The organism is Zhongshania borealis (genome assembly GCF_039539625.1).
GTDB lineage: Bacteria > Pseudomonadota > Gammaproteobacteria > Pseudomonadales > Spongiibacteraceae > Spongiibacter > Spongiibacter borealis.
In genome coordinates this window covers 828457-843424 of sequence record NZ_BAABDM010000001.1, presented here as the reverse complement: position 1 = coordinate 843424, position 14968 = coordinate 828457, and the positions used below count along the sequence as shown (strand labels likewise).

The window sequence follows — 14968 nt, the reverse complement described above, 5'->3', positions numbered from 1 at the left end:
CTGGGGCTAGGTTTCTATAAATTCCCCAGTTTCGGTGTTGATCAGTGTGATGATGCGATCTAGCCGGAAGGTTCGGTAGGCTCGCCGGGATTTGCAGTAACCTTTGATGTAAGTGTGCTCGCCATTGTTATCGATATCTTTGCAAGACACGGTTCGGTCGGATATGTCGCCGGTGGCGCCCATGTAAGATATTTCGATATCGCAACCAATTAAGCTTAGCAGATCCGTCCAATCTAATTTAGGGCGTTCGGGCTTTGTTGGTTTTGGGGCTCTGGCTGGCTTAGGCTTACTAACGCGCCCAGATCTGGTAGAAAGTATTGTTGATGTAGGTGATTGCTTTGGTTCTGGCGCGGCCCATTGGTCGCAGAACTCACTTAATATTGTTAGCAACTCGTTGGCTTCTTCCTTATCGAGAACACCATCAGCTAGAAATATATCGATTAAGCTATGAAGTTGTTTAGACCTAGTATCCTTTTGGCCGTCGGGATTATCTCTGAACCATTTACGCAGGCGCTTTGCTTCGGCCTCAGTAACCACGTCATCAGCCAATATTCCTTCGCATAGCCCGTAAAGGTGTTGCCACTGACTATTGCTTAGGTACATGGAGTTATTGAGGCGATCATGGGTAGATGGGTGTTCAGGCGGTTCGGTGGTGGGATTTTTAGCGGGTTGGATTTCTAGTTCGTCGACGCGCTTCGCGTCATGTCGGCCTCTAAAATACCAGCCCACAGCAAAGCTTAGTAAAATTGCAGCAACGTCCATGTTGATTCTCCTGAAATATTTGTTTTCGCAAATATAGCGGATACAAAAAACCCGCGCCAGTTGGCGCGGCTAGGTGCTGGGTGGCTGGTTGGTGGCTGGCTAGGTGGTGCCCAGACCTTCGATTTCGTATTTGTTGAATGTGATGATTTCTTCGCCCATCCAGTCGTTTAGGGCGCGGTAGCGTTCTTGCATTGGTTCAATTTCGTTGGCGGCGAATACGCGGGCGGCTTTTTCTGGGTCGCCTAGGCCTGTGGTGTTGGTGGGTATGATGCCCATCATTTGCGCGGGTACGCGGTGGCCGGCCATTAGGTCGTCGCGGGTGACGTTTTTAATATTGAAAAATTCGTCTTTGGCGCTGACTTCGCTAATAGGGATGATTTGCAGGCCGTCTTTTTTGCCGTTAGGGGCATACATAAACAGGTTTTTGAAATTGCCGGGGCCTTTGCTTTCTTTCATAGCCTTGCGGATCGCGTCGATATCTTCACTGCTTTGGCCAGCGTCATTCATATACAGGATAAAGCCAGCGTGACTACCGTTGTCGTAGTAGCGGCGGCGAAATATGGTGGCGCTTTCGTTTAGCCACGCCGACTGCAGGCTAGATAGGTATTCAGGCACGCCGTAAATTTCTTGGTTTATGTCGGGCTGTATAAGATGGAATACCGAGTCTGCTTTAAACTCATGGGGGTTGGCGTAGCTGTGGGCAAACCAGTATTTGTCTTCTTTGGCGCGGCGGGTGTATTTGGCCAAGCTGTGCTTTAGCTCCATGGGTTTGCCCAGGCGATTGTCTACCCGCTCTAAATAGGCATTACCAAAAATAAGGTCATCGAGCACAAACCCTGCAAAAGTCTGGCGGCTAAGCAGTGGGTGGGGTTTAAAGGTTTTTACCAGAATATTCTTTTTTACCTGAATAGGGCTGGAATGGTAAGGGCTGGCGCCATAGGTCTTGGCTAGCCCGGGCAATGAAATAGGCGGCTCATACCATTTACCGCTAAACCACGATTCGGCATAGCCCATAATGTCGCGCGCGGCCATGACCGGCTCAGGCTCGCCAAAGGTAAAGGCCTCTGTTTTTTCGGCTTTTTTGGTTTTTGTGGTCATTAGAAAATCTCCAATATTCCTGTATTGGCCATGCTTTCGTGAAGCGGGGCGTTGTCGAGTGCGTGCATTAGCGCCCATGCCAAATCAGCATGGCCGCCGTCGTTGGTGCGTCCGGCTTGGTAAGTCATTTGGCCACCGCCAGCGGTCATGGCGCGTTTGATCATCAGCATGGCGTGCACCATGTCGGTCCAACCGTTATCAAATTCGAGGCGGCCGTGGCTGATAATGTCTTTTGCCTTGAGTACCATTTGGGATTTGATCGAGGGGTTATAGTCGTAGCCCACGGCGCGCGGGAAAAACCGCTTTACCATGTCGTAAACGCCCGAGCCTATCGACGTTTTGTCGATGCCTATGTGGGTCACGTTGTAAATTTCGGTGAGGGTTTTCATGCGGGCCGCTTGGTCTACAAAGTCCATACCCACCCAATTGAGCTTTTCAAGAATGCGATGTTTGCCGCCCGGTACCGGCGACGGCGCCACCACCACACAGCTGGCATTATCGCTAGTGCGCGACGGGTCGTAGCCGATCCAAACTTCGCGGCTGCCCAGTGGGCGGGGGGCTAATGGTTTGTAGTCGTCCCACACCACCCAGCTGTCTACCATGCAGGCGGTGAGCTCTGCAAAACTGAAAACCGAAAAGGTATCGTCGACAAACTCGCACATAAACAGGTTTGCCATTTCTTCCGGGCTGTACTCGAGTTTTAATTGCTCAATGTCGAACAGGTCGCAGCCCTTGGCCTCTGCGTCTAACAAAGTCACTATTTGCCGCCATTGGCCGTCTTCGCACATGCGACCTGAAGCCAGCTTTTTATGGCTTACATCAAGCTGGATCTGGTCATCTTTTTTACGGCCACGGTTAAACAGTGAACCGGTCCAAAAGGGGTAGGCCTCGTGGTTAACGCTGCTGGGGGTAGAAAAATAGGTTTGCCGCCACTTTTTGTGGGCAGCCATGCCCGACGCCACTTTGCGCAAATTCTGAAAGCGCTGTATCCAAAAGTATTCATCAACATACAAATGGCCGTGGTAGCTCTGCGCAGTATTAGAGTTGGTAGACAGAAAAATCAGCTCTGCGCCGTTGGGCAGCACAATAGGGTCGCCCGTTAACTCAACGTCGGCCCATTTCTTTGCGGCTTGCACCACGTAATTTCTAAAAACATGGGCCTGCGCCTTAGAGGCCGAGATAAAAATTTGATTGTCGCCAGTGGTGGCCGCGTCTACCAATGCCTCGTTAGAAAAATAATAGGTGGCGCCAATTTGGCGGCTTTTTAAAATATTGCGAATGCGGTGTAACGTTTTTTTGTGCAGCCACTCTTTTTGATAACCGAATATTTCATCCATAAAGCCTTCTTTGATGCGGTCCAAGGCTTCTGGTGGTATCTCATTTTTAACTTTTTTATTAGACTTGCGCGGGCCTCTATTGCGATTTTTCACATTAGGGTTTAAATCTGCCTCGTTGCCCCCGTCGTCATAACGCCGAATGCGCGCGGTGCGCTCAAGGGCTTTGGTGAGGGCTTCAACCTCCTTTAAATCTTGATCGGTCTTTTCATTTTTCTTCAATAACTGGCACAGTCTCGCGTCGATAGATTGTTCAACCCGCTGCACCACCGGTGCCGAGTCCCAATCGTCGCGACGCTTCCAACTGTGCAGGGTAGGGCCAAGCACACCAAGGGCCTTGGTGATCTCGGGTATGCGGTAACCCTGCCAGTAAAGTAGCCGCGCTTCTGTTCTGTCGTCTTGTGCTGTTTTCATGCGCCCAGATTACGTGCAAACCCAAACCCCCATGAATCAGCGCAACAGTAAACACGCCCTTTACCCCTGCACCGCATTGTCTGACTAAAGCAATTCCGCAACGCTACGGACCAATAGCGCTGAATTGCCGAAAACACACACTAGCGGATGCCGAAATGAAAATTAAATCCAAATTTTTCCGAGTTGCCGTAGAAGGCCAAACCACCGATGGCCGCAAGATTACCCGCGAGCAAATCGCCGAAATGGCCGCCACCTATAACCCTGAAAAATACGGCGCCCGCATTTGGCTAGAGCATATTCGTGGCCTGTATGCCGACAGCTCATTTCCTGCCCTGGGCGATGTAGCAGAACTGAAAGCCGAAGAAATTGCAGACGGCGATCTGAAAGGCAAGCTTGGCTTGTACGCCAGCATTATCCCCACACCAGAATTATTGGCGATTAATCAAAAGAGCCAAAAAATTTACACCTCTATTGAAATGGACACCCAGTTTTCAGACAGCGGCCAAGCTTATATGTACGGCCTTGCCATTACTGACTCGCCAGCCAGTTTGGGCACCGAAGCCCTGCAATTTTCCGCGCAAAAACCCGACGCCGAAAAACTGCTAGCCAGCCGCAAAGCCCGCCCAGAAAACCTTTTCAGCGCTGCCCTAGAGGCAGAAATTGAAATGGAAAAAGAGCAGGCCGCGCCCGAATCCGCTGCCAGCGAAGGCTTTTTTACCAAAATTAAAGACATGCTTAAGCGCGACAAAGCAGACACCAAAACCGAATTTAGCGCGGCAATCGACGAGCAAAACAAGGCCGTTACCCTCATTGCCGAAGAGGTCGTAAAGCTTTCTGCCCAGCTTGAAAAAATCGGCAGCAATGAAGCCGACAAAACCGCATTAACCGAACTCACTGAAAAATTCACGGCGCTGCAAGCGGAATTTACCGGTTTGCAAACCACGTTGGCAGGGCAGAGCAACTACAGCGAGCGGCCCCCTGCGAGCGGCGGCGAAGGCGAAGTGCTAACCGACTGCTAACACCAACCCAAACAAACACCAGACCGTTTTGCATATTTTTTATTAGGAGCACCACAATGCGTAATGAAACCCGCGTCAAATTCAACGGCTACTTGGGCCACCAGGCTAAGCTCAATGGTATTGAAGAAGACACCATTCGCGCTGGTGGAAAATTCACGGCAGTGCCAACCATTGCTCAAACGCTAGAAGACCGCATTCAAGAGTCATCTGCGTTTTTACAAAAAATCGGCTTTTACCCGGTCACAGAACAAGAGGGTGAAAACCTCGGACTAGGCACCAGCTCAACCGTTGCCGGTACTACCGACACTGACTCAGCAGACCGTGCTACTACAGACCCAACCAGTCTTAATGCCTTTGGTTATCGCTGCGAGCAAACCAACTTCGACACCCACATTAAATACAACAAGCTGGATATGTGGGCGAAATTCCCCGACTTTCAGACCCGTTTGCGCGACGCGATTGTGCGCCAAATTGCCCGCGACCGCCTAATGATTGGCTGGAACGGCACTAGCCGCGCGGCAACGTCTAACCGTAGCACTAGCCCGCTATTACAAGATGTCGCTAAAGGTTGGCTGCAATATGTACGCGACAACGACGCCGCCCGCATTATGAGCGAGGTTGTGGAATCATCCGACGCCGTAAAAGTCGGCACAGAAACTGGTTATGACTACCAGAATTTAGACTCACTGGTGTTCGATGCGGTAGAAAATCTGCTAGACGAATGGCACGCCGAAGACACTGGCCTAGTGGCCATTATGGGTCGCCAGCTGTTAGCCGATAAATACTTCCCGTTGATCGACGGTAACAACACGCCAACCGAGAAAATCGCCAGCGACATTATTGTGTCGTCTAAGCGGGTAGGCGGCTTGCCAGCTGTGCGGGTGCCTTTCTTCCCAGCCCGCAGCATTGTTATTACCACGTTAGAAAACCTGTCTATCTACTGGCAGGAAAATACCAACCGCCGCACGATCGTCGACAACGCCAAGCGCGACCGCGTTGAAGATTATCAGTCAATCAACGAAGACTACGTAGTGGAAGACACTGGCGCATTCTGCGCGGTGGAAAATATCAAACTGTGGAACGGCACTGCTTACGCGTAAAGCGTAAGTAGTCCTACATCAGTCGAATAAAGCACAAGGGGCGAACATGACACCAGCAGAGAAGCACCGCCAGCGCATGGCGGCAAAACAAGAGGCGGAGCGTAACACCGACCCCTCGCAGTCTAAAAACCACACCGCCTACGAGCGGCAGTTGGTGCAACTGGCCGAGCACAAACGCCAGTTAAAAAGTATTCAGAGTATTGAAAAAAAGATCGAGCTTAAAAAGCAAATTATCCCGGAATACACCGCCTACTTAAGCGGCGTATTAGAAGCCAATGCCGGTGGCGCCGACGAAGTGGTAACCACCTTACTGTTGTGGTGTATCGATGCCGGCGACTACGAAAGTGCCTTGTCGATTGCGGATTATTGCCTGCGCCACAAGCTGCCAACCCCAGACGCGCACCAGCGCACCATGGGCACGGTGATTGCCGAAGAGTTTGCCGACAACAGCCTAAAAGGTGTAGAGGCAATTACCCTGGGCATGCTTACCGCCGTCAATGAATTAACCAAAGAATCCGATATGCCAGACCAAGTGCGCGCCAAATTGCACAAGGCCATTGGCTACCAGCTACGCGACACCGATAAGGCCACTGCACTTGCAGAACTGCAACGGGCGCTAGAGTTAAACACCGCCGCTGGTGTGAAAAAAGACATTGAAAAGCTGGAGCGCGAAATAAAAGCCGCTGCCAGTAACTAGGGTCGCCCCGCCGACGGAAGACCCGACCGGAGGTTTTGAAATTGGTCAAAGCTGAAAGTCGGGGCCTTCTTAACGCGAAACGGGCAAATTTATAAGGAAGTACCAATGGGCGGTTTTATTCCAAGTGGCGAGGCCACACCAGCCGAAGAAGCTGAACTGCCCAATCTGGATTTTTACCCAGCCATTGTGCCTGCCGAGTTTCGCAGCGCCATGGACGTAGACACCACCGTGTCTACCGAGCGCCTGCGCCTTGCGTTGCAATTATCACTCATGGAAGTTAACCGCAGTCTTAACGATTGGGCTATGGCGCAAATAGCCGACGGCATAGCCACACTGGCAGAAACTACCTACGTAGAATATGGCAGCGGCGAAACCGCCGTAAACCACCAAGAAAAACTCTACCAAGCCGCCGTATTCCACCTGGGCAAATCCCGCATTATTGAACACCTGCGCAACTTCGACAGCACCGGCGCAGGCCACAACAAAGCCGACGAACTTAGCCAGCCAATAGACGACTTTAAACGCGAGGCCCGTCGCAGTGTGCGCGCCATCATGGGCCAAACCGGCACCGTGGTGGAGCTTATCTAATGCGCCAAATTCGCACAGTGCAAGGCGACACCGCCGACCTTATTTGCCATCGCGAACTTGGCCGCACGGCTGGCGTTACCGAACAACTGTTTGAACTAAACCCGCGCCTAGCCGATTTAGGCCCCATTTTGCCCAGTGGTTTGCTGGTAACACTGCCCGAGATCCCCGCGCAGCAAACCGCCAAAACGCTCAATGTGTGGGATTAACGCCATGAACAATTTTAATACCGCCTTTGAATTTTCAATGGAAAAAGAAGGCTACGAATCAAACGACCCAGACGACGCCGGCGGCCATACGCGCTTCGGTATAAGCAAAAAATATCACCCCAAAATGTGGGAGAACGGCCCGCCAAGTTGGGAGCAAGCCCGCGAGTTTTACCGCGCAGAATTTTGGAACCGCTGCCGCTGCCCGGAGCTCCCAAGCGGCGTAGACATTGCCGTATTCGACGCCGCCATACCCAGCGGCACAGACGACGCCGCCCGCTGGCTGCAAGCCGCGCTAAAAGTAAAAGTAGACGGGGTTATAGGCTCAAAAACATTATTAGCCGCCAGCAAGGTCCGGCCCGAGCCCATCATTCGCGCCATTACCATTAGCCGCCAACAGCATTACGCCACGTTAAAGATGTACAAAAAATACGGTGATGGCTGGTTTGGCCGCGCCCTAGATTGCTATTCACTGGCCATGGCCACAGTAGAGGGTGGCGCCAATGTCTGTAAATAACTCCTGCAATCACCAGGCGGTGGCCGAGCTTTGCGAACTAAGCTACACCCGCACCACGTTTAGCATTTCAGAAGTCGACGTGCTTATGGTCGACGTTGGCCACGCCATTCACCTAGCGGTGCGCGGCACTGAAATAGCCGACCTTAAGCCCGCATCGTGGTCACTGCGCGCGGTGATCGGCGCGGCCTTAAACCTTCGTGACATATTCCGCGACCTGCGTTTTTACCGCATGAAGACACGCCGTGGCCGAGTGCACAGGGGATTTTATTTAAGCGCGTTGCGCTGGGTTACAACATACAACCGGGTATTACCTAACAAGCCCATTTACCTTAGCGGCCACAGCAAAGGCGCTGCAGAGGCTAGCCATATAGCCCAAATGCTGGCCGAGCGGGGCAGAACCATAAGCCAGCTCGTTATGTTTGGCGAGCCTGCTAGCCGCTCAAAAACAAGCCGCGACTATTTCCAAACGCTGCGTATTCCCACTGTTAGCTACATCAACCCCCGCGACTGGATTAAATTCACGCCGCCGTGGGACCACCCAACCGTGCCCCGCACCCAACTAAGTGGTGCCAGAGGCCACAGCATTACCACTTATATTCATAATTTGGAGAACAAAGCCCATGTTTAATGTCCGAATCAGCATAAAACCCCTGTTTTATTCAATTATCGCGCTGGCGGTAATGTTAATTTTGCCCGCCTGCAGCAGTAACAAAGCCCTAAGCACCGCCGCCGACGTGGCCGCGCTCACCGAGTTTATTGTTACCGTAGACCAAGGTTTAAACAGTGCAGACACCATGGCCACGTTTTTTACCGACGACGAAAAAGCCAAATTTCAAATGGTGGTGCATCAACTGGAAGCCAAGCGCGCCCAATACAAAGCGCTGGTCGACGACCCCGAAAAACTGCTGTCGGCCATTGCCAATGTCGATACCGAATACTGGCAGCTCTACACTGCGTATTTCACTTTGCGCACTTTGGCCGTAGATCATTGGCAAGACTACCCCGCGCCGGTGCAACAAAAATTAATGGCCCTCAACCGCCAAGCCCTTGCCGCCAATGCCGCGTACCATAATTTACGCGAGCGAATAAGCAGCGGGGCGGCCGACATTAAACAACTCAACGCCATATTCAATACCGCCTTAACCGTTGCCAAAATGGCGGCGGCAATGCGCTAGGGGTTTTTATGCAACAAATGTCTAAAGAAGAGGTGCAAGAACTTGTCGACAAAACGGCCAGCAAAGCCGTTAAAGACACGCTTACCTCATTAGGATTCGATACCGGTAACCCTATCGATATACAACGCAATATGCTGTACCTCGACAGCCAGCGCCGCGCCAGCGAAGCCGTGGCCAAATACACGCGCATGGCAGTGTGGGGCGCCATTGTGACCGGCATTATATCGACCCTAGGCATTGGCATAACCCAAGGCATAAAACAGTTACTGGGGCCATAAATGGAACTCCTAGCAGAGCTGCGCAAGCACATACTAAACAGCCCGTTAAAAATTAAGGCAGACAACCTTTTAACCTTTGCCAACGACGGCCAAATTACCAGCCACCAAGGAGACTTAAACGCCCATTTTAGTATTCGCTACGACGCCAAAATCATTGTTACCGACTACACAGACCACGCCGACATGCTGTTTTTTATTGTGCTGCAATGGCTGGCTGCGAATAATGCCAACCACGAAACCACGCCAATTCGATTTAATGCCGACATAATCGACCACAAAACCGCCGATGTAGAGCTGATCTTAACCCTAGAAGAAAACGTTGGCGCCAACCTGGTAGAAGGCGGCATGCAGCTAGTGCACAACGGCGTAAAACCCATTGATATCTGCCCGCTTAGTGCAACAAATTGGGAATTGTATATACACCCAGATCCAGACCCAGTGGCAAGCTGGGTTGAGGCAGGCGAGTAGGCCGTGGCGCAATACACCGACCAAAGCATAAACGACTGGCTAAACGCGGCCCTAGCACCCTTAGGGCCTGCGCAGCGTCACCGCTTATTTCGCGCCATTGCCCAGCATTTGCAAAAGTCCCAAGGCCAACGTATTGCCGCCCAGCAAAACCCCGACGGCAGCGCCTTTGAAGCCAGAAAACCCCGCCAAAAACAAAAGGGCATTCGTCAGCGCGCTATGTTTGCCCGCATTCGCAACCGCAAACACCTTAAATACCGCAGCAGCCCAAGCGAAGCCGCCGTGGGCTTTAGCGGTCGCATTGCGCAAATTGCCACTGTGCACCAGCGCGGCTTAATTGCCGAGGTAGAAAAGGGCGGCCCGCTAGTGAAATACGCCAAGCGTGAATTGCTGGGTTTGTCCGACGCCGACCTACGCGCAATCGAAGCCCTAGTAAGCCAGCACCTATCTGCGCGATAGCCCCGCCAGCAGTAAGCCCCCGCTTTACACCGCCGCAACCACTACGCGCGCGCAGAAATAATAAACAATCAAGGCTATGAACGAACTCGAAATCATCAGCGACCTGCAGCGTCGTATCGCCAATATGATCAACCTGGGCACAGTCCATTCGGTTGACGGCGCGCTGTGCCGCGTAGCCATTGGTGGTGACGCTAATAATTTAACCCCACCCATTAAATGGCAAGCGGGCCGGGCCGCGTCAGAAAGCAACTGGTCGCAAGCCGACGTTGGCGAGCAAGTATTGTTGTTGTGCCCATCGGGTATTATCGGCAATGCCGTCGCTTTACTGGGGTTTTACAGCACCGCGAACCCATCGCCCAGCACAGACCCAGACCTAACCGTAAAAAATATGCCCGACGGCGCGGTGTTTAGTTACAACCACGCCAGCCAAGAATTGCTTATAAATTTGCCGGAAGGCGCCACCACCGAAATTATTACCGACGGCGGCTTGCATATTGTTGGCGACACCGAAATAGACGGCAACGTAACCATAAACGGCACTACCCACAGCACCGACAGCATAACCACCGACGCCGACATGGCCGCAGCAGGTGACATACACGCCGACGGCGACGTAAGCGACGGCACCCGTTCAATGGCCGACGACCGCACTATTTACAACGGCCACACCCATCCAAACGGTATACCGAATACCGCTGCACCGAATCAACCGCAATGAAGGGCCTAAACGCAAACACAGGCAAACACCTAGAAGGCGCAGCGCACCTGCAGCAATCCCTTGCCGACATCATTAGCACGCCACTGGGTTCGCGAGTAATGCGCCGCGACTACGGCAGCCTAGTGCCCATGCTCATAGACCAACCCCTAAACCCTGCCACCAAGCTGCGCTTATATGCCGCTACCGCCCACGCCATTGCCAAGTGGGAACCGCGGCTAACGATGCAGCGCGCAATAGTAAGCACAAGCGAAGCTGGTAAATATCAACTGGAAATTAACGGGGTAGATGAACTGGGCAAATTTGTGTCGACGGGAGTAAAAATCTAATGGCTGGCACATTTACCGCAATTGATTTGTCGCAACTGCCTGCGCCCAATGTAGTAGAGCCGCTGAGCTACGAAACCATCCTGCAAGAAATGCTAAGCGACTTTAGCAGCCGCGACCCTAATTTTGATGCGCCGCTAGAATCTGACCCCGCGTATAAAATTTTAGAGGTGGCGGCGTTTCGCGAGTTCAGCATTCGCCAGCGCGTAAACGACGGTGCCCGCGCCGTCATGCTGGCCTACGCCAGCGGCAGCGACCTAGACCAGCTCGCCGCCAACAAAAACTTAACGCGCTTTGTGCTTGACCCCGGTAATCCAAGCGCCATACCACCAGTGCCCGCCGTTTACGAAACCGACAGTGACCTGCGCCGCCGCGTACAGCTCGCCGACGAAGCCCTAACCACCGCCGGCAGCCGTGGCAGCTATATTGCGCTCACCCTAAGTGCAGATCCCCAGGTAAAAGACGCCGACGCCATTAGCGCCATAGAAGGCGAGATCACCGTGTATGTGCTTAGCCGCACCGGCGACGGCACCGCCGACGAACTCTTATTAACCACTGTAGTCACCGCCCTAAGCGACGAAGACAAACGGCCAATGACCGACACCGTAAACGTACTGTCGGCCAGCATCAGTAATTACACCATAGAGGCCGTGCTCACCGTTTACCCAGGGCCAGACGCCAACACTGTGCGCGACAATGCCATTGCCGCCGCCCAAGCCTATGCCAACACCGTTCACAAACTGGGTTTCGACGTAAAACTATCGGCAGTGTATGCCGCGCTCCACCAGCCCGGTGTGCAATCGGTAGCACTTACCCAGCCGGTTGCAGATATCAGTATTACCACCGGCGAAGCCGCTTACTGCACCAGCGTGGCCGTGACCGTAGAAGGTGAGCCCGGTGTCTGAAACAAGCCTACTACCCAAAAACGCCAGCGCGTTTGAGTTGGCGTTAGAAGCCACAACAGCCCGCATTGGTAATGTGCCGGTAGTAGTGCGTGAAGTTTGGAACCCCGACACCTGCCCATACAACCTATTGCCATGGCTGGCCAGCGCCAGCTCAGTAGACACATGGCAGGCCGACTGGACCGACGAACAAAAGCGCGGCGCTATAAAAGCCTCGTTAGCTGTGCACCAACGCAAAGGCACCATAGGCGCAGTTAAGCGCGCCTTAGCCGCTATTGGCCTTGGTGTGAAAGTACAAGAGTGGTTCAACCAAGACCCACCAGGCGATCCGTTCACGTTTAAATTAATTTTTGAAACCGACCAAACCGGCATTCAATTCGATGACATCGCCGTGATTTTAGAACTGGTCGACAACGCCAAAAACCTGCGGTCGCACCTTACAGAAATTGTGCCCATCGTCACCACCCGCAACCAGCCCAGCATGGCCACCGCCAGCAACAGCGGCACCGAAGTGACTGTGGACCAATACCTAGACCCCATCGTTGTAATCAACGAACTCGTCATACCGATTTAAGAGGCCCGCAATGGAAGTTAAAAATTATTTTGCGTTCACCAAGGAACAGAAGCTCATTCCATTTTGCGACGTGTACTTGTATTTGGCTGGCACGGAAACATTAGCGACGGGCGTAAAAGACAAAGACGGGAATGATATTGATAACCCGTTTAAGGCAGATGGGAATGGTTTAGTGCAGTTTACAGGGCCGACGGGGAGTTACGACTTAAGGTTTAAATCATTACTGCGCGATTATCGAATTCGGATCAGTATTATTGATGTAGATGAGGTGGTTGATGCGGTTAGTGGGGGACTTAAAACCGTCGCGACGCTGGCGTCGTTGGTGGGTGTTGTATCTCCCAGTTTTGGCGATAAGCGGGAGTTTAACGGGTACCCATGGATGTTTGAGGCTGGCGACTTCTCTGCGGTTTTAGCCGTTGATGATGTCGGCGGCCTCTACGCTAAAGCTGGTGATACTGCCGCAACGGTTGGTGCGTGGGTGCGTCAATATAATGGCCCCGTTGTAACTGACTGGTTCGGCGCGAAAATAGGCGACTTCGACAGTTATGCGGGGACTCAGAAAGCCATAGATGTAATGACGGTGATTGGTAGCGGCAAGCTGGTGGATGGCGCGAGGTTTAAGCACGCTTATGTAGCTAACTACACTGGCAACGAAAGGTATCTATTATCTCAAACTGTCGAAATTGATCTAGATAAAATCGACGTTGAGTTTGATGGCATCTATGGGCCTTATGGCGCGTTTACTGGCTACTGCTTCCACGTATCGAATGACCGCGCTGGTGCGCCCTACTTTGCGGGTGGAAACTGGTTGTGGCCCAAAAAGTTTGATATTAATTTGATGGTAGACGGACGAAACCAACTACTCACCGCAAAGCAGTGTAAGGCGGTAGACTGCGAGCGCATTAGTCACTCAAACATACGCGTGCTAGCGTCGTACTGTACAGGTCATGCTTTTGCAATCACCGATAGTATCGAATCCGATATTTACTTGACGCTAAGATTGTGCGGCGAAGATACAACATCTTACGTGATTGGTAGCGACTTAAATGAGTACGCTTGCCAGCGAGTACATACATCGCAGTCTAGCAATGAGCCGGGTATCGGTATTGACTCCGATAAGTTTTGGGTGCTAACAGGCGAGACTGGTGTTAGTCAAACTTGGGCTTCGTCCACGGCTTACGACAACGGCCAAGCCGGTGCCGCTCTGTCGATTTATGACGAACTTGGCGTCAAAGACGGTAATAACAATCTGAGATTTTGGGGCTTAAACTTAGCGTACCCAGTTGGCTCTTTGATGCGAATCAATAATAAAAATAATGGTTATGGCGCTCGGCACATTACCTTTTACGGAAGCCAGTTTCACCACATGGATCATCCCATAACGGGGACAGAGGGTTTCCCTGTGCAGCCAAACTATCCGGGACAAGACCTTGCGGCAGTCGCACCAGTGCCGCACGGTTGCGCGATTGATATAAACAACGCGAGAGATATAAATTTCTGCGAGACGAACCTGCGTAAAGGGGGCACAGGAAACGGTACTCTAATGCACTTGGGGGACGGCGAGCTAGGGTCTTTAAATGCGGTCAAAAATATCCGAATTAATAATTGCAGGGTTTCCGGCGAGGGCGTGACCGTTGTTGGATTTGACTTAGACACAGTTTTTACAGCGGACGGCATTGGTGTCGTCTTGCACGATACGGAAGTTAATCTACCTGGAGCTAGCAGCAATCTATACCGAGGCGATGGCTTCAAATTTACGTCCACTGCCTACGGATACGAAACACACAAGACTTTTGGTAGCAGCACGCAAACCGCCAAGGATCTATTTTTAGGCACAGAGGCGTTTGCCCGCCAGTCTATTAGAGCGGATGGAAAGATTTTATGGGGCGGCGGGGCTGGGGCGTTAGACCTTGGGCTTGGTCGAAACGGTGCTGGTCTGCTGGTATGCGATCAAAAGATAGGCGGTAGCGGCGGGTTGATAGCCGGTAACTCTTCGCTGACTGCTCCCGATGTTACAGGCTCGACTAAGACGCGCAAGCTTGAGCTGTTTGGCCCAGCGGGAACCTCGTTAGGCTTTGTTCAGATTTACGCAGGGCCAGGGGTATAACATGCCAGACGAAAACAGACGCCTCAGCTCCGCTCGCTTCGCGAGTCGAGCCTTATAACATGCAAAGGGACTTGCCGGAGGCGATGCCCACACTTTCACCCACATCGACCCTAGATTGCGCGAGCCTGTGAAAGCAGGTCTTGCGTGGAATCAAAGGCTTAGGGCTTGTGCGGTATTGCTTAGGCATGGCCGTACAGGTTCGAATCTTGCCGTTTGCAACAAAGCGCAATCGCCC

The 14968-nt window shown here is 52.3% G+C and carries 19 protein-coding genes; 16 read left to right on the top strand and 3 right to left on the bottom strand.

What is annotated here, in order from left to right:
• Positions 1-6: 6 nt before the first annotated feature.
• The 3 genes from ABD836_RS03985 to ABD836_RS03975 form a co-directional block, all read right to left on the bottom strand.
• Positions 7-762, bottom strand: a complete 756-nt coding sequence (locus ABD836_RS03985; RefSeq protein WP_344932534.1) for a WYL domain-containing protein — start codon at positions 760-762, stop codon at positions 7-9.
• 99 nt (positions 763-861) lie between these two features.
• Positions 862-1860, bottom strand: a complete 999-nt coding sequence (locus ABD836_RS03980) for a phage portal protein (protein ID WP_344932533.1) — start codon at positions 1858-1860, stop codon at positions 862-864.
• Positions 1860-3608 (bottom strand): terminase large subunit domain-containing protein, encoded by a 1749-nt coding sequence (locus ABD836_RS03975; protein ID WP_344932532.1) that lies wholly within the window; start codon positions 3606-3608, stop codon positions 1860-1862. Before ABD836_RS03975 ends, ABD836_RS03980 begins: the two co-directional genes overlap by 1 nt.
• A 155-nt stretch (positions 3609-3763) precedes the next feature.
• Between ABD836_RS03975 and ABD836_RS03970 the strand changes: the two genes are divergently transcribed.
• The 16 genes from ABD836_RS03970 to ABD836_RS03895 all read left to right on the top strand — a co-directional run bounded on the left by ABD836_RS03970 (position 3764) and on the right by ABD836_RS03895 (position 14733).
• Positions 3764-4627, top strand: coding sequence for a GPO family capsid scaffolding protein (locus ABD836_RS03970; protein WP_344932531.1), 864 nt, complete (start codon positions 3764-3766; stop codon positions 4625-4627).
• Between the two features lie 56 nt (positions 4628-4683).
• The gene (locus tag ABD836_RS03965; protein ID WP_344932530.1) at positions 4684-5727 is read left to right on the top strand and encodes a phage major capsid protein, P2 family; all 1044 of its coding nucleotides are present in this window, start codon (positions 4684-4686) and stop codon (positions 5725-5727) included.
• A gap of 46 nt (positions 5728-5773) precedes the next feature.
• The gene (gene gpM, locus ABD836_RS03960) at positions 5774-6424 is read left to right on the top strand and encodes a phage terminase small subunit (protein ID WP_344932528.1); all 651 of its coding nucleotides are present in this window, start codon (positions 5774-5776) and stop codon (positions 6422-6424) included.
• A 105-nt stretch (positions 6425-6529) separates the two neighbouring features.
• On the top strand, positions 6530-7012 hold the full coding sequence (locus ABD836_RS03955) for a head completion/stabilization protein (RefSeq protein ID WP_344932527.1): 483 nt from the start codon (positions 6530-6532) through the stop codon (positions 7010-7012).
• Entirely contained in the window at positions 7012-7218 is a 207-nt protein-coding gene (locus ABD836_RS03950) for a tail protein X (protein ID WP_344932526.1), read from the top strand. The genes ABD836_RS03955 and ABD836_RS03950 overlap by 1 nt, the downstream gene beginning before the upstream one ends.
• A 4-nt stretch (positions 7219-7222) precedes the next feature.
• A complete protein-coding gene (locus ABD836_RS03945) occupies positions 7223-7732 on the top strand; it encodes a glycoside hydrolase family 108 protein (protein ID WP_344932525.1) in 510 nt (169 codons plus the stop codon).
• Positions 7719-8360 carry a lipase family protein gene (locus tag ABD836_RS03940; RefSeq protein ID WP_344932524.1) on the top strand — a complete coding sequence of 214 codons (642 nt, stop codon included), beginning with the start codon at positions 7719-7721 and terminating at the stop codon, positions 8358-8360. Before ABD836_RS03945 ends, ABD836_RS03940 begins: the two co-directional genes overlap by 14 nt.
• Positions 8353-8907: a hypothetical protein gene (locus ABD836_RS03935; RefSeq protein ID WP_344932523.1), complete on the top strand. Its 555-nt coding sequence runs from the start codon at positions 8353-8355 to the stop codon at positions 8905-8907. The genes ABD836_RS03940 and ABD836_RS03935 overlap by 8 nt, the downstream gene beginning before the upstream one ends.
• Before the next feature lie 8 nt (positions 8908-8915).
• On the top strand, positions 8916-9185 hold the full coding sequence (locus tag ABD836_RS03930; RefSeq protein WP_344932522.1) for a hypothetical protein: 270 nt from the start codon (positions 8916-8918) through the stop codon (positions 9183-9185).
• Positions 9186-9653: a phage tail protein gene (locus ABD836_RS03925; protein WP_344932521.1), complete on the top strand. Its 468-nt coding sequence runs from the start codon at positions 9186-9188 to the stop codon at positions 9651-9653.
• A 3-nt stretch (positions 9654-9656) separates the two neighbouring features.
• Complete coding sequence (locus tag ABD836_RS03920) at positions 9657-10109, top strand: phage virion morphogenesis protein (protein ID WP_344932520.1); 453 nt, start codon at positions 9657-9659, stop codon at positions 10107-10109.
• Positions 10110-10185: 76 nt separating this feature from the next.
• Positions 10186-10827 carry a phage baseplate assembly protein V gene (locus ABD836_RS03915; RefSeq protein ID WP_344932519.1) on the top strand — a complete coding sequence of 214 codons (642 nt, stop codon included), beginning with the start codon at positions 10186-10188 and terminating at the stop codon, positions 10825-10827.
• Complete coding sequence (locus tag ABD836_RS03910) at positions 10824-11153, top strand: GPW/gp25 family protein (protein ID WP_344932518.1); 330 nt, start codon at positions 10824-10826, stop codon at positions 11151-11153. The genes ABD836_RS03915 and ABD836_RS03910 overlap by 4 nt, the downstream gene beginning before the upstream one ends.
• A complete protein-coding gene (locus ABD836_RS03905) occupies positions 11153-12055 on the top strand; it encodes a baseplate assembly protein (protein WP_344932517.1) in 903 nt (300 codons plus the stop codon). The genes ABD836_RS03910 and ABD836_RS03905 overlap by 1 nt, the downstream gene beginning before the upstream one ends.
• Complete coding sequence (locus ABD836_RS03900; RefSeq protein WP_344932516.1) at positions 12048-12626, top strand: phage tail protein I; 579 nt, start codon at positions 12048-12050, stop codon at positions 12624-12626. The genes ABD836_RS03905 and ABD836_RS03900 overlap by 8 nt, the downstream gene beginning before the upstream one ends.
• Before the next feature lie 10 nt (positions 12627-12636).
• Positions 12637-14733, top strand: coding sequence for a hypothetical protein (locus ABD836_RS03895; RefSeq protein WP_344932515.1), 2097 nt, complete (start codon positions 12637-12639; stop codon positions 14731-14733).
• Positions 14734-14968: the final 235 nt, after the last annotated feature.